Below are 16,580 nucleotides of genomic sequence, written 5' to 3' on the forward strand. Positions count from 1 at the left end.
ATGAGCGCCCCGACCACCAGCACCTCCCCAGCCAGCGCGAATGTCCTTGAGGTCAAAGACCTCAAGGTGCAGTTCAGCCTGCCCGAGGGCCTGATCAGGGCGGTCGATGGCGTCAGTTTCCGCATTCCGCAGGGCGGCACGGTCGCGCTGGTGGGTGAATCCGGTTCCGGCAAATCCGTGGTCAGCCAGGCGATCATGGGCATCCTGCCCAAGCTGGCGCGCGTCGCAGGCGGCGAAATCCTGTTCAACGATCCGATGCAGCCGGGCCAGACCGTCAATATCGCGGCCCTGCCGCGCGGTGGCCGCGCCATGCGCGATCTGCAGGGTGGTCGCATCTCGATCATCTTCCAGGAGCCGATGACCTCGCTCAGTCCGCTGCACACTATCGGCGACCAGATCACCGAATCCTTGCAATTGCACCGCCGCGCCAGCGATGCGCAGGCCCGCGAACTGGCCATGGAGATGTTGCGCCTGGTCGGCTTCCCCGATCCGCAGCGCGCGCTCAAGACCTATGCCTTCGAACTCTCGGGCGGCCTGCGTCAGCGCGCCATGATCGCCATGGCGCTGGTCTGCCGTCCCGCCCTGCTGGTGGCGGACGAACCGACGACGGCGCTCGACGTCACCATCCAGGCCCAGATCCTGAAATTGCTGAAGGACCTGCAGGGCGAACTGGGCATGGCGATCCTGATGATCACCCATGACCTTGGCGTGGTTGCCAACATGGCCGACGAGATCGTCGTCATGTATCACGGCCAGGTCATGGAGCGCGGCGGCCTGCAGGATATCTTCGGCGCACCGGAGCATCCCTATCTGAAGGCCCTGCTGCATGCGGTGCCGCGCTTCAACATGAAGCCGGGCGAGCGCCTCGTGCCGATCCGCGAAATCAAGGGTGAGGTCGGCAGCCTGTTACGCAGCGGCAAGCAACGCGTGGAGACGACTGCGGCCAATGAAACGCTGCTGGACGTATCTCACGTCAGCAAGAGCTTCACCCTGCGCAAAAGCGGCCTGTTCGGGCGCAGCCCGTCCAGCGCCGTGACGGCCGTCGACGATGTCAGCTTCACCGTGAAACGCGGCGAATGCTTGGGCCTAGTGGGCGAGTCCGGATGCGGCAAAACCACGACCAGCAAGATGATCCTGCGTGCGGTCTCCACCGACAGCGGCAGCATCCGCTTCAACGACGGCACGAAGGAGGTCGATGTCCTGAAGCTGGAAGGCGACGACCTGTTCCGCTATCGCCGGCAGGTGCAGTTCATTTTCCAGGACCCCTTCTCGTCGCTCAACCCACGCATGACGGTGTTCGATATCGTTTCCGAACCGCTGGTGATCCACGGCATCGGTGATTCCGACGAGCGTTTCGCCCGGGTCAAGGAACTGATGACCCTGGTCGGACTCGACCCGCGCTTCCTGCGGCGCTATCCGCATTCCTTCTCGGGCGGGCAGCGCCAGCGCATCGGTATCGCCCGCGCCCTCGCCCTGCAACCTGACCTGCTGATCTGCGACGAACCTGTCTCGGCGCTGGATGTCTCGATCCAGGCGCAAATCCTGAATCTGCTGAAGGACCTTAAAAGCGAGCTGGGCCTGACCTATATGTTCATTTCGCACAACCTGGCCGTGGTCGATTACATCGCCGATCGCATTGCCGTGATGTGCGCCGGCCGGCTGGTGGAACTGGCGCCGCGCGAGCAGCTGTTCAGCAACCCTGTCCATCCCTATACCAAGGCGTTGCTGTCGGCCGTGCCCAAGCCCGATCCGAACAGCCGGCTCGACCTGCGACTGCTGATGGAGGGCAAGGCCTCGAAACCCGCCGCCTGGCCGCAGCCCTTCACGATTGACGCCAACGCGCGCCCGCGCATGATCGAGGTCAGTAATGGCCATCTGGTCCGCGCTGCGGCCTCTGCCGATTTCCGGGATCTGGTTGCATGAAGACGCTGTTCACTTTCGCTTTCCTTGCCGTCGCAGCCCCGTCTGCCACGCCTTCGCATGCGCAGACACCTGACCTGCAGGAAACACCGTCTCTCGCGGCGGATGTAGCAAGCGGCAAGCTGCCGGCCATTGCCCGGCGCCTGCCGGAGAAGCCGATGGTGGTGTCCTTTACCGCGCCCAACGAGGAAGGCCGGCAAGGTGGCGACCTGCGCACCATGATCAGCCGCGCCCGCGAGACCCGGCTGCTGAACGTGATCGGCTATACCCGGCTGGTCGTCTATAACGAGCGCTACCAAATCGTTCCCGATCTGGTGGAGTCGCTCGATGTCCAGGAAGAGCGCGTCTTCACCTTCCACCTGCGCAAGGGCCACCGCTGGTCGGACGGCAAGCCCTTCACGGCGGAAGACTTCCGCTACTACTGGGAAGATGTTGCCAATAACAAGGAGCTGTACCCGGCTGGCCCGCCGGCCGACCTGCTGCTGGATGGCGAAAAGCCCAAGGTCGAATTCATCGACGAAACCACCATCCGGTACAGCTGGTCGAAGCGGAATGCTGCCTTCCTGCCGCGCATCGCCGGCACCTCATCCTTCAATCTCTACCGCCCGGCTCATTACCTGAAGCAGTTTCACAGCAAGTATGCCGACGCGGCGAAACTGGCCGCACTGGTGACCGCCGAAAAGCGCGCCAACTGGGCGGCGCTGCATAATCGCATGGACAACATGGTCGAGGGTGACAATCCGGATATCCCGGGCCTTGATCCATGGATCATCGCAACCAAGCCGCCGGCCGTGCGCTTCATCGCCGTGCGAAACCCCTATTTCCACCGTATCGACAGCAGCGGCCGCCAACTGCCGTATCTGGATCGCATTGTCATGTCGCAGGCGGATGGCAAGCTGATCCCGGCAAAAAGCGGCGCGGGTGAAGTCGACCTGCAGTTCCGCAACATCAGTTTCAACAACTTCACCTTCCTGAAAGAAAATGAGAAGCGCGCCGGCTACCGCACGCTGCTCTGGCGCACGGCCAAGGGCTCTCATTTCGCCCTTTATCCCAACCTCAACTGCAACGATCCGACCTGGCGCAGCCTGATGCGCGATGTGCGCTTCCGCCATGCGCTTTCACTCGGCATCGACCGCCAGGCCATCAATGAATCACTGTTCTTCGGCCTGGCTATTGAATCCAACAATACGGTCTTGCCTGACAGCCCGCTGTTCAAGCCGGAATACCAGAACACCAATGCCAAGCTGGATGTGACCACCGCCAACCGCCTGCTCGACCAGATCGGCCTGACGCGACGGGACAGCAACGGCATCCGCCTGCTCAGTGACGGTCGCCCGGCCGAAATCATCGTCGAGACCGCCGGCGAGGATACCGAGCAGACCGATATCCTGGAACTGATCGGCGAGAACTGGGCCAAGATCGGCATCAAGCTCTTTGCCAAACCGAGCCAGCGCGACGTGGTTCGTAATCGCATCTTCTCGGGCGAGGCCATGATGTCGGTCTGGGCGGGCCTGGAAAACGGCCTGCCGAATGCGGACAGCAAACCCAACGAACTGGCGCCCACCTCGCAATACGGCCTGCAGTGGCCGAAATGGGGCCAGTGGCATGAAACCGGGCACCAGTCAGGCGAACCCATCGACATGCCGCTGGCGCAGGAACTTTACGATCTTTATCAGGCCTGGCTGGATACCGGCGACGCGGCAGAACGCGCCCGCATCTGGAATCGCATGCTGGCGATCCATGTCGAGCAGACCTACAGCATCGGCGTGGTCAGCGGCATATTCCAGCCGATCGTCGCCAGCAGGAAGCTGAGGAACCTGCCGAAGGAAGGGGTCTTCAATTACGACCCGGGCGCGTTCATCGGCCTCTATCGTCCGGAAACCTTCTGGCTGCAGCCGTAAGCCGGATTTGACATGCTGACTTATCTTGCCCGTCGCCTGTTGCTGATGATCCCCACCCTGATGGTCATCAGCCTGTTGATCTTCCTGATCATCAAGCTGCCGCCAGGCGATTATCTGACCAACCAGATCGCGGAACTGCGCGCACAGGGCGAGACCAGCGCATTGGAGCGCGCGGAATTTCTGCGCCGGCAATATGCACTGGACCGGCCGCTGCTTGAGCAATACGCCATCTGGATGGGCTTCTGGTCCGGGCCCAACGGCTTTTCCGGCCTGCTGCAGGGTGACTGGGGCTGGTCGTTTGAATACAACCGGCCGGTCGGCGAGCTGATCGGCGACCGTCTGGCCATGACGGCGATCATCAACTTCTTCACCATCCTGTTCATCTACCTGGTCGCCTTCCCCATCGGCGTTTATTCGGCGACCCGGCAGTATTCCTGGGGTGATTACGGCTTCACGCTGTTCGGCTATATCGGGCTGGCGACGCCGAACTTCCTGCTGGCGCTGGTGATGCTCTATTACGCCAATATGTGGTTCGGCATCAGCATGGGCGGTCTGGTTGATCCGGAACTGGTCGATGCACCCTGGGACATGGAAAAGATCCGTTCCCTCCTGGTCCACATGATCGTGCCGGTCATCGTGATCGGCACCTCGGGCACGGCAGCAATGATCCGCCGCCTGCGCGCCAACCTGCTGGATGAGCTGCAGAAGCAGTATGTCACCACCGCGCGCGCCAAGGGTCTGCCGCCGCTGCGCCTGCTGGTGAAATACCCCATCCGCATGGCGCTCAACCCCTTCATCGCCGATATCGGCAACCTCCTGCCTTCCATCGTCTCAGGCTCGGTCATCGTCTCGGTGGTGATGAGCCTGCCGACGGCAGGTCCCATGCTGCTGGGGGCATTGCAGTCGCTCGATCAGTATCTGGCCGGCTCCTTCCTCATGTTTCTCGCCCTGCTGACCGTCATCGGCATGCTGGTCTCCGATATCCTGCTCGCGCTGCTTGATCCGCGAATCCGCCTCACCGGTGGACAGGCGAAGTAGGCGTCATGAGCAACCAGAACCGCCCGCCGGTCGAACACTGGGTCAACCCCAGGCCCTTCGATCCCTATTCCGTAGAGGCGATGACGCCCGAACAGGAAAAGTATTACCGCGCCTCGCAATGGAAGATGATGTGGTGGAAATTCCGCCGCCATCGCCTCGGGCTGTGGAGTGGCGTGGTGCTGCTGCTGATCTATGCTTCCACGCTGTTTTCGGAATTCATCGCACCCTACAATCTGCAGACCCGCAATCCGCGTGGCATCTATGCGCCGCCGCACGAGATTCATCTGTTCCACGAAGGCAGCTTCGTCGGGCCGTTCGTTTATGGCCTGCGCTTCAAGATGAATACCGAAACCCTGAAGCGCGAATACAGTCCCGACACGACCAAGGTGCACAAGCTGCGCTTTTTCTGCCAGGGTGATGATTACGACTTCTGGGGCCTGGTGCCGATGAGCTTCCACTTCGTCTGCCCGGCCGAAGATGGCGCCTTCTACCTGATGGGAACAGACCGTCTCGGACGCGACATCTTTTCCCGCATCGTCTACGGCACCCGCATCTCGCTGACCGTCGGCCTGATCGGCATCGCCATCAGCTTCATCATCGGCATCGTGCTGGGCGGCATATCGGGCTATTACGGCGGCTGGATCGACAATGTGATCCAGCGCCTGATCGAACTGATCCGCTCGCTGCCCGAACTGCCGCTGTGGATGGCGCTCTCGGCCGCCCTGCCCGTCACCTGGTCGCCGATCCTGGTCTATTTCGGCATCACCATCATCCTTGGTCTGCTCGACTGGCCAGGGCTGGCGCGTGCTGTGCGATCCAAGCTGCTGGCCCTGCGCGAGGAGGACTTCGCCACGGCAGCAAAGCTGATGGGCGCATCACCCCAACGTATTATTGGGCGCCATCTGCTGCCCAGTTTCATGAGCCATCTGATTGCATCCGCCACGCTGTCGGTGCCGTCGATGATCCTTGGCGAAACCGCATTATCATTTCTTGGCTTGGGCTTACGTCCGCCCATAACCTCTTGGGGTGTACTCCTCAACGAAGCGCAGAATATCAATGTAGTCGCGCTTTATCCTTGGTTGATGGCGCCCGCCATACCCGTGATCATTGTCGTTCTTGCGTTTAATTTCTTCGGTGACGGCCTGCGCGATGCGGCAGACCCGTATCGCTAATCATCCGAAACGCAAAAACTAAATCACGTTTCAAGCGCTTCTCTCTCACTGCGCGCGGGATTAGATTCTCCAGAGTTTGTCTGGGATGAATCGTGATCTGGATTTCCGAGCCTCAGCGGTATGTCGACGACATCCGCATGCATCAAAAAGCGCATCTTGTCCAAATGATGCCGTTTCTCGTATTCGGAAACACCGTCATTGGAATCCTGACGTATTTGCATGCTCCCGATGCCGTCATGACATCAGGGGCCGTTTACGGCCTGATCGCAGAAGCCATCTGCAATGCGCCGATGTTCTTTACGTGGCTCAAGCTGCGCAAGGCCCCGCGCCGGCAATCCCGTACACACCGCCTGCTGCGCACAACACCTTATCATGCCGCGGCCATGGGCATCGCCTGGGCGATAACGGCCGCCCTGCTTCTGCCCGCGTTATCTCCCGAACAATTCGGCGTCCAGGTTGGAATTTTCTGCTTCCTGGCATTAGGCGCAACGCCAGCGCTTTCCTATCTGCCTGTCAGTTGCATGCTGTGCTCGGCCCCGCTGCTGCTCAGCATGCTTGTGAATGCCGTCATACTTGACCAGACCGAAACCCGGATCATCACCGCCGCCATCGTCGTGGCCGCGATCTGGTTCATCCTGATCGGACATCTCCTGTGGTTGAGCTTCCTGGACTATGTCCACGATTCCGCAGATCGCACGCGCTTGCTCGCCGAACGGCTGGAAACGCAGGATGCCATGGTCACGGCCCAGCATGACCTGATCGAAGCGCTTCCGTTTCCGCTCGTATTGACTGATGGCGACATGCCGCTTTATGCCAGCCAGCGGGCAATCGAGGTTTTCGGTTCTCCGTCATCCGAAAAAGACTCACCCCATACGAACAAGAGATTTTTCGTAAACCCGGATGATTACAACAGCATCGCCCGGAAGCAGCGACGCATGGAGCCGTATGATGAATACGAAGCTCAACTGTGCGATTCTGAGGGCCGGCCTTTCTGGGCACAACTTTCTGCCCGACCGGTTCGCCATAATGGCCGCATGGCATGGGTGAATGCATTTCTGCCGATCGATGAACGCAAGCGGGTGGAGCAAGAACTGGCGGAAGCCAGAAATCGCGCTGAAACCGCCTCCGATGCGAAGACCGACTTTCTCGCCAGCATGAGCCATGAACTGCGCACGCCGCTGAATGCCATCATCGGCTACAGCGAGATGCTGATCGAGGATCATGAAAGCAGTGCCAATGAAACGCTAAAAAGCGACTTGCGCCGCATTCGTATATCCGGCCGGCATATACTGGCTCTGGTAAACGACATCCTCGATCTGGCGAAGATCGAGGCGGGAAAAATGGAAATCCTGCCTGAACATGTCGAGATCGCCGATTTCATCGACGACGTATGCGCCGTCTGTCGCCGCCTGATGGATAAAAATGAAAACGACTTTGTGGTGGAGAATCGCGCCACCATCGGATCACTGAATACCGATGTCACGAAAGCCCGACAGACCGTCATCAATCTTCTGTCGAATGCCGCGAAGTTCACCAAGAATGGCACGGTATCCCTGATCGTCCAGTCCACGGAACGCGATGGCCAGTCATGGGTATCGTTCTCGGTTCAGGACACCGGTATCGGCATCGCCGAAGACCAGATCGAGGTCATTTTCGACCAGTTCAATCGCGGCGATGTCTATGCATCGCGGAAATTCGGTGGCACCGGCCTGGGCTTGGCCCTCAGTCGCAAGATTTCCCGTTTGCTGGGCGGCGACATCAGCGTCACATCCACTCTCGGCACCGGCTCGACATTCGCCTTTGAAATCCCCGCCCAGTTGACCGACTGACCGCACAGCATGCTGAAGATTCTGATCGTTGAAGACAATGAGATGAACCGGGACATGCTGTCGCGCCGCCTGATGAGGCGTGGCTATCATGTCTGTCTCGCCACCAGCGGCGAGGAAGCCCTGACTGTCGCCGTACATGAACACCCGGACGTTGTTCTGATGGATATCGGTCTGGGTGAAGGCATTGATGGCCTGGAAACCGTCCGACGCCTCCGGCAGCAGCCTGATTTCGCCGCCACACCCATTGTGGCCCTCACCGCCCGCGCCCTGGTGGCCGATCGCGAGCAGTGCCTTGCCGCCGGTTGCTCGGACTACGACACCAAGCCGGTCGATCTACAGCGTCTGATCACCAAGATCGACGCCCTCCTGCCTCACTGAGAAGGTCCCATGTCTGTCGTTCTGCCTGCATATTCGTCTTACCGCGTCCTGGTCGTCGACGACCAGTACGACATGATCGACCTTATACCGCGATTGCTGCGCCGCATCGGTTTTGTCGAGATTACCACTGCCCGCTCGGTCAATGAGGCGGCGCGCCTCCTCATGACACATGACTTCAATCTCATCCTGACCGACTTCAACATGGGCAACCATACCGGTCTGGATCTGATGAGAAAGCTGCGGGAACCTGAAGACAGGCAGATGACCTACGGCAGCGTACCCGTAATCGTTATCACCGGTTATCGTGAAAAGGGGAAGGTTCTCTCCGCCCGCGATGCCGGCGCCAACGCTTTCCTGATCAAGCCGATTGTGGCGAGGCAACTGGAAGAAAAGATCAGGACTGTCCTTATGAACGCGCCGCCACCCAAGCAGAACAGGGCAATCTAGATCGCGGGCTTTATCAGCCACAGGCTGGCCGGCAGGGATTCCGCCATATGCGGTAATCGGCCGACGATGCTGCCACTGACCGCCTGCGCTAGCCGTGTCCGCGCATAATGGCTGGCAAACAGCGGCTTGAAGCCGCCGGTGAGCAGCGGGCCGATCAGCTGCTGCTCGTTATAGCCGCGCCAGGCCCATTCGGCCGGATAGTCGTCCGGCATGAAGATGTCGTGGATATGCACCAGCACGCCATTCGGCAATGCCGGCAGCACGCGATTGAACAGCCAGTCGACATCGCTGCCCGGCATCAGGATATGGCTGGAATCGATGAACAGAATGTCGCCGGCCTGCAGCGTCGTAAACACCGCCGGATCAGCGGTCTGCACCACAGCCGGCAGGAAGCGTACATCCAGTCCGCTCAGCGCTGAGCGCGGCTGCGGATCGATGGCGGTAATTTCGGTCGGGATGCCGGCATCGGCCACGGCACGGACCAGAAAGCGGGTCGAATGCCCGGAGCCGATCTCGATGATGCGGCGCGGCGCGTGCTGGCGCACCAGCGTATAGGCTGCCACGGCATCCAGCGTGGGGAACCAGCTCTGCGTGAAGCGCGGCGCCGGCTGCGGAGCACCATCATTGGCAATACGGAGTAGCGCATCGGCATAAGTGTCGGCGCGGCGCAGCAAGTCAAGGAAAACGCCTTCCGCCGCAGCGAACTGCGTGGCGATGCCGTCATACAGCGGCTGATGCGGCGCAACGGTATCGGCATAGCGATAGGGAATGAAAAAACCCTGCCGGCGCAAGCCGAGTATGGTCTGCAGCCCCATGCGGAGCCGGCGCCAGGTTACGCGCGACATCAGGGACGCAGGACCAGGCCCTCGCGGGCCACCACCGACCCGGGCCGTGCGGCGGCGACATCGGCCGCCACCTTGTCCATGAAGGCGTCGTCATGCTCGGGGTCATGATGGAAGACCACGAAAGTCTTCACGCCCGCCGCGTCGCAAAGCTTGGCGCCGGCCTGCCAAGTGGAATGGCCCCAGCCCTTGCGGCAGCTATGCTCCTCGTCGGTATACATCGAGTCATAGATGACGATGTCGGCGCCCTGGATCAGCTTGAGGATATTCTGGTCTATGCCCTGCTCGGGATGCTCAGTGTCGGTCAGATAGCAGATCGATTTGCCCTGATACTCGACGCGATAGCCGGTCGCAAGATCGGGGTGGCTGAGCGGGCCAGTGCGCACTGTGACGCCCGGATGCGGATGCAGCACGGCACCCTGGTCGAAATCATGGAAGCTGATCTTGGCCTGGAAGATTTCCAGCGGCACCGGGAACAGCGGCGAGCACATCATCTGCTTCAGCACGCCCTTGATGCCGCCGTTATCGGTAACATGGCCGGCATGGATGCGGAACGTATTGCGCGGATCGAAGGCCGGGCAGAAATGCGGCAGGCCACAGACATGGTCGTAATGGGTATGGCTGAAAAAGACATCCGCATCGATCGGCTCTTGCCGGCCGGTCAGGGCAACGCCCAGCGCCCGGACGCCCGTGCCGGTGTCAAAGATCAGCGTATGCGCGCCGCACCGCACCTCGATCGACGAAGTGTTGCCGCCATAGCGCATGACTTCTGGTGAACCGACGGCAATGCTGCCGCGCACGCCCCAGAAGCGCACGTAAAAATCGTCAACCCCCACCTGGGCCTCCTTTTTCCCGTCAGCGTCGAGGGATGGAGTGCCTTCTGTGCCGACTGATCCTTGCCGGTCGGCGAGGTCTGTGCGGAAATCTGTCATGAACAAGATTAAGGGCGGGCATACGCATGTCTCAAGCGTTTATTACCGAAATCCAAGGTTCCTTGGCGGCCATCACATTTTGCCGGCCTGAAAAGCATAATGCCCTGGAAATCGCCGATCTGCAGGCCCTTGACGCGGAGTTGATGACGTTAGGGAAACGGTCCGATATCCGCACACTTTTACTGCGTGCTCAGGGCAAAAGCTTTTGTTCCGGCGTCGATTTCGGATCCGTGGCCGGTCATGACTGGCGCGATAATCCGCTGGAACACGTCTGTGACCGGCTGGAGGCTTTCCCCTTCCCCACGATCTGCGTGCTGCAGGGCGGCGTTTATGGCGGCGGCACCGATCTGGCGCTGGCCTGCGATTTCCGCCTGGGTGCCGAGGGCATCCGCTGCTTCATCCCGCCGGCTAAACTCGGCATCCAGTACCATCCGCATGGGCTAAAGCGCGCTGTCACCCGGCTGGGCCTGGGCCCGGCCAAGCGGCTGTTCCTCGCCACCGAAACCTTCGATGCGACAGAGATGCTGCGCACCGGTTTCCTCGACTGGCTAGTTCCGGGGGCCGAACTCGACGCCCGCGCCCAGGCGCTGGCGACGACACTGACCAGCCTCGCTCCGCTGGCGCTGCAGGGCATGAAGCGCAGTCTGAATGAAATCGCCGCCGGCCTGTTCGACGAGCGCGCCGCACGCGACCGTGCCGCCGCCAGCTTCCGTACCGCCGATCATGTCGAAGGCCGCCAGGCCCTGGCGGAGAAACGCCCGCCGCAATTCACCGGCGCCTGATCGGCGCCGCCCGAGCTTCACGGCTGCAGACGATAGCCGCCTGGATCGGTGATCAGCAGCCGGGCGACGCCCGGATCGCGCTCGATCTTCTGGCGCAGGCGATAAATGTGGGTTTCCAGCGTATGCGTGGAAACGCCGGCATTATAGCCCCAGACCTCGGCCAGCAGGGTTTCGCGTGGCACCGGCTTGGAACCGGCACGCAGCAGATATTTCAGGATTGCGGTTTCCTTCTCGGTCAGCCGCACTTTCTTGCCGGCCTTCTCGGTATCCAGCAGCATCTTGTTGGACGGACGGAAGCTGTAGGGTCCGATGGCGAAGACCGCGTCCTCGCTCTGCTCGAACTGCCGCAGCTGCGCCCGGATGCGAGCCAGCAGCACACCCAGCTTGAAGGGCTTGGTGACATAGTCGTTGGCGCCGGACTCCAGCCCCAGGATCGTGTCGGCCTCGCCGTCGGCCGCGGTCAGCATGATCACCGGCGCGCGCAAGCCCTGCTCGCGCATCTTGCGGCACAGGTCACGACCGTCCATGTCGGGCAGGCCGACATCCAGCAGCACCAGATCGAAATGTTCGCCCGGCAAGGTCTGCAGCGCAGCGGCCGCATCGTTGACGCAGAGCGTCGAGAATTCACGGGTGGTCTCGAGCTGTTCAGCCAACAGGCTTTGCAGCGTCGTATCGTCGTCCACCAGAAGCAGGCGTTTGGGTCCGCTCATCTTTCCCCCTCAGCGCAGCATGGCTGCCATTGCGCGATGCATGGCCGTGCCGGGTTGCGCCAGCTCGTCGATGATATCGAAATGATGCCGGTCTGGCACTGTGACCGCAGTCACGCGGCTGGTCCCTAGACCCTGCCAGGCTATCACAAAATCGTGCTGTTGCTGATGAAAGGCTGATGTTTCTGCTCCACCCACCGCGCAAACCAATGGCGGCAATGGTCCAGTGAAATCCGGCAGCAGCAGCAACGGCGAATTACGCTCCGCCACCGCATCATCCATCCCCAGCTTCTCGTTCAGATAGGTCTGCCGGATCGGTCGCAGGTCGTTGAGTCCGGACACCGAAAAACCGCTCTTGATCAGATCGGCCGGCGCCGCGCCGTCCAGCCGCGCCCAGTCAGTCAGCAGCGCCATGGTGGTCAGATGTCCGCCGGCGGAATGCCCGCAGACATGGATGCGGGCGGGGTCGAAACCCAGGGGCGCCGCTTCGCGCCACAGGAACAGGATCGCGCGACGGATCGAGGCCACGATGCGGTCCATGTCGGCCTCGGGTGCCAGTGGATAATTGATCACCGCGACATTGGCCAGGCCGGCCTCGCCGGCATAGCCCGAGGCCACGAAAGCATTGTCGGCCTTGCTCAGCGCCTGCCAGTAGCCGCCGTGAATGAAGACCAGCAGCGGCCCGTCCGCATGCGGCAGGGTATAGAGGTCGAGCGTCTCGCGCGGATGCGGGCCGTAGGCGATATCGGCGCGATGGCCCAGTGCCTGCCGCGTCCGGCTGCTGTTTGCAGCCCAGCGGTCAAGATCGCGCTGATGCGTCGGTACTGCAGCCCGGTTGTTGTAGAGCTTGTCGAGAGCCGCACGATCCAGCATCGGCATGCTCTCCGCCCCGCTTACTTGAAGGCGACCGAAACGATCTCGTAGGCCTTGGCGCCGCCCGGCGTCGAGACTTCAACGCTTTCGCCGGCAGCCTTGCCGACCAGGGCCCGCGCCAGTGGCGCGGTGATCGACAGCAGGCCGGACTTGATGTCGGCCTCGTCGGCACCAACGATCTGGTAGGTGCTTTCCTCGTCGGTGTCCTCATCGGCCAGCACAACGGTGGCACCGAACAGGACTTTCTCGCCCGACAGCTTCGACACGTCGATCACCTCGGCGCGGCGCAGCTTGTCCTCCAGCTCCAGGATGCGGCTTTCGATCCAGCCCTGGCGCTCCTTGGCGGCATGGTATTCGGCGTTTTCAGACAGGTCGCCATGCTCGCGGGCTTCCGAAATCGCACGGATCACCGACGGCCGTTCGACCGACTTCAAATTCTTCAGCTCGGCCTCCAGGCGCTGGTAGCCGCCTGCGGTCATCGGGATTTTCTGCATCATTCCCTTCCTGTCAGACCTTTAAAAGTAGGCTTGGAGGGGCGCGACCGCAAGGCTCCCTCCGCGCAGGGCCTCAATGGCCCGCACCGCGGCCTTGGCGCCGGCCACGGTGGTGAAATACGGAATCTTGTTCATCAGGGCAGTACGGCGCAGGTCAAAGCTGTCGCGGATCGACGCAGCACCCTCGGAAGTGTTGAAGACCAGCTGGATATCGCCGTTCTTCATGGCATCCACCACATGCGGCCGCCCTTCCATCACCTTGTTGACCCGGCTGACCGCGATCCCGTGCTCCTCGAAGAAACGGGCCGTGCCGGTGGTGCCGACCAGGCCGAAGCCCATGGCGATCAGGCGGCGTGCCGCATCCACCAGGGCCGACTTGTCATTATCGCGGACCGAGATGAAGACACTACCCTGCAGCGGCAGAATGGTGCCGGCGGCGATCTGCGCCTTGGCGAAAGCCGTACCGAAATCATGATCGATGCCCATGACTTCGCCGGTCGACTTCATCTCGGGGCCGAGAATGATGTCCACGCCGGGGAAGCGGGCAAACGGGAAGACGGCTTCCTTCACCGCGATATGGTCGACCTTGTTTTCATGCAGGTTGAAGCTGGCAAGCTTCTCGCCTGCCATGACGCGCGAGGCGATCTTGGCCAGCGGCACGCCGATGGCCTTGGCCACGAAGGGCACCGTACGCGAGGCGCGCGGATTGACTTCGAGGATGTAGACCACCCCGTCCTTCACCGCATACTGAACGTTCATCAGACCGACCACCTTGAGCGCACGCGCCAGGGCTTCGGTCTGCTGTTTAATATCGGCGATGATTTCCGGCGCCAGACTGTAGGGCGGCAGGGTGCAGGCGCTGTCGCCCGAGTGAATGCCGGCCTCTTCGATATGTTCCATCACGCCGGCGACGAACTGCGTCTCGGCATCGGCCAGGCAGTCGACGTCGACTTCGATGGCATCCGACAGGTAGCTGTCGATCAGCACCGGCGACGAGCCCGAGACCTTCACGGCCTCGGTCATGTAGCGCTCGAGCTGCGCGTTGCTGCGCACGATTTCCATGGCGCGGCCGCCCAGCACGTAGGAGGGCCGGATGACGACCGGATAGCCAATGCGGGCGACGACCGCGCGCGCCTCGTCTTCCGACCGCGCGATGCCGTTCTCGGGCTGCTTCAGGTCGAGCTTCTGCAGCAGCTGCTGGAAGCGTTCGCGGTCCTCAGCCAGATCGATGGCATCCGGCGAGGTGCCGAGGATCGGCACTTTTGCTGCTTCCAGGCCGGCGGCAAGCTTCAGCGGCGTCTGGCCACCGAACTGCACGATCACGCCTAGCAGCGTGCCCTTCGACTGCTCGACCCGCACGATCTCCATGACGTCTTCGACCGTCAGCGGCTCGAAATACAGGCGATCCGAGGTGTCGTAATCGGTCGAGACGGTTTCCGGGTTGCAGTTGACCATGATGGTCTCGAACCCGGCTTCCTTCAGTGCATAGGCGGCATGGACGCAGCAGTAATCGAATTCGATACCTTGGCCGATGCGGTTCGGACCGCCGCCCAGGATCATTACCTTCTTGCGGTCCTGCGGCTGCGCCTCGCATTCGGCCTGCGGGCCGAATTCGTAGGTCGAGTACATATACGGCGTATTGCTCTCGAACTCGGCAGCGCAGGTATCGACGCGCTTGAACACCGGCACGACGCCCAGCTTACGGCGGTCGGCCGAAACCTCGGCTTCCTTCTTGCCGGCCAGTTCGGCCAGACGGGCATCGGAAAAGCCCATGCGTTTCAGCGCCTGCAGGGCTTCGGCATCCTTGGGAACACCGGCCTTGCGGACCTGCTCCTCGGTCCGGACGATCTCTTCGATCTGCTCCAGGAACCACGGATCGTATTTGCAGGCGGCGTGAATCTCGGCGCTCGTCAGGCCATGGCGGAAGGCCTGGGCGATCACCAGCAGGCGATCCGGCGTCGGCTTGGCCAGCGCGGCAACGATGGCTTCCTTGCCGTCGGTGTCGTCGGCATTGGCGATCGTCACTTCATTGAGGCCGGTCAGGCCGGTTTCCATCGAGCGCAGCACCTTCTGCAGGCTCTCCTGGAAACTGCGGCCCATCGACATGGCCTCGCCCACCGACTTCATCGAGGTGTTCAGCAGGCGATCGGTGCCCGGGAACTTCTCGAAGGTGAAGCGTGGCATCTTGGTGACGATGTAGTCGATGGTCGGCTCGAACGACGCCGGCGTCACGCCGGTAATGTCGTTCATCAGTTCGTCCAGCGTGTATCCGACCGCCAGCTTGGCGGCGACCTTGGCGATCGGGAAGCCGGTGGCCTTGGAAGCCAGCGCTGAGGACCGCGACACGCGTGGATTCATCTCGATCACCACCATGCGGCCATCGGCCGGGTTGACGGCGAACTGCACGTTCGAACCACCAGTCTCGACGCCGATCTCGCGCAGCACCGCCATCGAGGCGTCGCGCATGATCTGGTATTCCTTGTCGGTGAGTGTCAGCGCCGGGGCGACGGTCACGCTGTCGCCGGTATGCACGCCCATCGGATCGATATTCTCGATCGAGCAGATGATGATGCAGTTGTCCTTCTTGTCGCGGACAACCTCCATCTCGTATTCCTTCCAGCCGAGCACTGACTCATCGATCAGTACTTCGGTGGTGGGCGAGGCATCGAGGCCGCGCGTGACGATTTCGTCGAATTCCTCGCGCGTATAGGCAATGCCGCCGCCGGTGCCGGCCAGCGTGAACGACGGCCGGATCACGGCGGGCAGGCCCACGGTGGGCAGCAGCGCGCGCGCTTCATCCAGCGTGTGGGCGGTGCCCGACCGCGGCATGTCCAGTTTCAGGCGGTTCATCGCCTGACGGAACTGCTCGCGATCCTCGGCCATCACGATGGCTTCGCGGCTGGCGCCGATCAGCCGGACGCCGAATTTCTTCAGCACGCCCTGCTCGTCCAGCTTCATCGCGGTGTTCAGCGCGGTCTGGCCACCCATGGTGGGCAGCAGCGCGTCGGGGCGTTCTTTCTCGATCACCATCGCCACGATCTCGGGCGTGATCGGCTCGATATAGGTCGCATCGGCCAGACCCGGATCGGTCATGATCGTGGCCGGGTTCGAATTGATCAGGATGACGCGGTAGCCCTCGGCCTTCAGCGCCTGGCAGGCCTGCGTGCCGGAATAGTCGAACTCGCAGGCCTGGCCGATCACGATGGGACCGGCGCCGATGATCAGGATGCTTTTGATGTCAGTACGTTTGGGCATGATTCACCTG

14 protein-coding genes are annotated in these 16,580 nt (G+C 61.7%); 8 read left to right on the forward strand and 6 right to left on the reverse strand.

From position 1 onward, the window contains the following. The 7 genes from AC1RRE_RS13200 (at position 1) to AC1RRE_RS13230 (ending at position 8,685) form a co-directional block, all read left to right on the forward strand. Entirely contained in the window at positions 1-1,923 is a 1,923-nt protein-coding gene (locus AC1RRE_RS13200; protein WP_492981649.1) for an ABC transporter ATP-binding protein, read from the forward strand. Next, complete coding sequence (locus AC1RRE_RS13205) at positions 1,920-3,821, forward strand: ABC transporter substrate-binding protein (RefSeq protein WP_492981650.1); 1,902 nt, start codon at positions 1,920-1,922, stop codon at positions 3,819-3,821. Before AC1RRE_RS13200 ends, AC1RRE_RS13205 begins: the two co-directional genes overlap by 4 nt. A 12-nt stretch (positions 3,822-3,833) precedes the next feature. Then, positions 3,834-4,859, forward strand: a complete 1,026-nt coding sequence (locus tag AC1RRE_RS13210; RefSeq protein ID WP_492981651.1) for an ABC transporter permease — start codon at positions 3,834-3,836, stop codon at positions 4,857-4,859. A gap of 5 nt (positions 4,860-4,864) precedes the next feature. After that, positions 4,865-6,031, forward strand: coding sequence for an ABC transporter permease (locus AC1RRE_RS13215; RefSeq protein ID WP_492981652.1), 1,167 nt, complete (start codon positions 4,865-4,867; stop codon positions 6,029-6,031). 92 nt (positions 6,032-6,123) lie between these two features. Then, positions 6,124-7,860: a PAS domain-containing sensor histidine kinase gene (locus AC1RRE_RS13220; protein ID WP_492981653.1), complete on the forward strand. Its 1,737-nt coding sequence runs from the start codon at positions 6,124-6,126 to the stop codon at positions 7,858-7,860. 9 nt (positions 7,861-7,869) lie between these two features. Beyond that, complete coding sequence (locus AC1RRE_RS13225; protein WP_492981654.1) at positions 7,870-8,238, forward strand: response regulator; 369 nt, start codon at positions 7,870-7,872, stop codon at positions 8,236-8,238. A 9-nt stretch (positions 8,239-8,247) separates the two neighbouring features. Beyond that, positions 8,248-8,685 carry a response regulator gene (locus AC1RRE_RS13230; protein ID WP_492981655.1) on the forward strand — a complete coding sequence of 146 codons (438 nt, stop codon included), beginning with the start codon at positions 8,248-8,250 and terminating at the stop codon, positions 8,683-8,685. On the opposite strand, the gene AC1RRE_RS13235 is transcribed toward AC1RRE_RS13230, so the two are convergent. Together AC1RRE_RS13235 and AC1RRE_RS13240 are read right to left on the reverse strand one after the other, a co-directional pair. Beyond that, complete coding sequence (locus tag AC1RRE_RS13235) at positions 8,682-9,530, reverse strand: class I SAM-dependent methyltransferase (RefSeq protein WP_492981656.1); 849 nt, start codon at positions 9,528-9,530, stop codon at positions 8,682-8,684. The genes AC1RRE_RS13230 and AC1RRE_RS13235 overlap by 4 nt on opposite strands. Further along, positions 9,530-10,363: an MBL fold metallo-hydrolase gene (locus tag AC1RRE_RS13240; protein WP_492981657.1), complete on the reverse strand. Its 834-nt coding sequence runs from the start codon at positions 10,361-10,363 to the stop codon at positions 9,530-9,532. Before AC1RRE_RS13240 ends, AC1RRE_RS13235 begins: the two co-directional genes overlap by 1 nt. 122 nt (positions 10,364-10,485) lie before the next feature. Between AC1RRE_RS13240 and AC1RRE_RS13245 the strand changes: the two genes are divergently transcribed. After that, a complete protein-coding gene (locus AC1RRE_RS13245) occupies positions 10,486-11,241 on the forward strand; it encodes an enoyl-CoA hydratase/isomerase family protein (protein WP_492981658.1) in 756 nt (251 codons plus the stop codon). A 17-nt stretch (positions 11,242-11,258) separates the two neighbouring features. Here AC1RRE_RS13245 and AC1RRE_RS13250 read toward each other — a convergent pair whose 3' ends face one another. The 4 genes from AC1RRE_RS13250 to carB are packed head-to-tail and all read right to left on the reverse strand — an operon-like array spanning position 11,259 to position 16,570. Beyond that, a complete protein-coding gene (locus AC1RRE_RS13250; RefSeq protein ID WP_492981659.1) occupies positions 11,259-11,951 on the reverse strand; it encodes a response regulator transcription factor in 693 nt (230 codons plus the stop codon). Between the two features lie 9 nt (positions 11,952-11,960). Further along, positions 11,961-12,827, reverse strand: a complete 867-nt coding sequence (locus AC1RRE_RS13255; protein ID WP_492981660.1) for an alpha/beta hydrolase — start codon at positions 12,825-12,827, stop codon at positions 11,961-11,963. A 14-nt stretch (positions 12,828-12,841) separates the two neighbouring features. Then, entirely contained in the window at positions 12,842-13,315 is a 474-nt protein-coding gene (greA, locus tag AC1RRE_RS13260; RefSeq protein WP_492982933.1) for a transcription elongation factor GreA, read from the reverse strand. Between the two features lie 21 nt (positions 13,316-13,336). Beyond that, positions 13,337-16,570: a carbamoyl-phosphate synthase large subunit gene (carB, locus tag AC1RRE_RS13265; protein ID WP_492981661.1), complete on the reverse strand. Its 3,234-nt coding sequence runs from the start codon at positions 16,568-16,570 to the stop codon at positions 13,337-13,339. Positions 16,571-16,580: the final 10 nt, after the last annotated feature.

This window comes from Ferrovibrio sp. GW821-FHT12D07 (assembly GCF_058807275.1).

Coding starts and splice junctions, on each gene's coding strand:
- AC1RRE_RS13210 (WP_492981651.1), top strand. CDS start 3,834: ATGCTGACTTATCTTGCCCGTCGCCTGTTGCTGATGATCCCCACCCTG.
- AC1RRE_RS13255 (WP_492981660.1), bottom strand. CDS start 12,827: ATGCCGATGCTGGATCGTGCGGCTCTCGACAAGCTCTACAACAACCGG.
- AC1RRE_RS13225 (WP_492981654.1), top strand. CDS start 7,870: ATGCTGAAGATTCTGATCGTTGAAGACAATGAGATGAACCGGGACATG.
- AC1RRE_RS13245 (WP_492981658.1), top strand. CDS start 10,486: ATGTCTCAAGCGTTTATTACCGAAATCCAAGGTTCCTTGGCGGCCATC.
- AC1RRE_RS13205 (WP_492981650.1), top strand. CDS start 1,920: ATGAAGACGCTGTTCACTTTCGCTTTCCTTGCCGTCGCAGCCCCGTCT.
- greA (WP_492982933.1), bottom strand. CDS start 13,315: ATGCAGAAAATCCCGATGACCGCAGGCGGCTACCAGCGCCTGGAGGCC.
- AC1RRE_RS13215 (WP_492981652.1), top strand. CDS start 4,865: ATGAGCAACCAGAACCGCCCGCCGGTCGAACACTGGGTCAACCCCAGG.
- AC1RRE_RS13200 (WP_492981649.1), top strand. CDS start 1: ATGAGCGCCCCGACCACCAGCACCTCCCCAGCCAGCGCGAATGTCCTT.
- carB (WP_492981661.1), bottom strand. CDS start 16,570: ATGCCCAAACGTACTGACATCAAAAGCATCCTGATCATCGGCGCCGGT.
- AC1RRE_RS13250 (WP_492981659.1), bottom strand. CDS start 11,951: ATGAGCGGACCCAAACGCCTGCTTCTGGTGGACGACGATACGACGCTG.
- AC1RRE_RS13230 (WP_492981655.1), top strand. CDS start 8,248: ATGTCTGTCGTTCTGCCTGCATATTCGTCTTACCGCGTCCTGGTCGTC.
- AC1RRE_RS13235 (WP_492981656.1), bottom strand. CDS start 9,530: ATGTCGCGCGTAACCTGGCGCCGGCTCCGCATGGGGCTGCAGACCATA.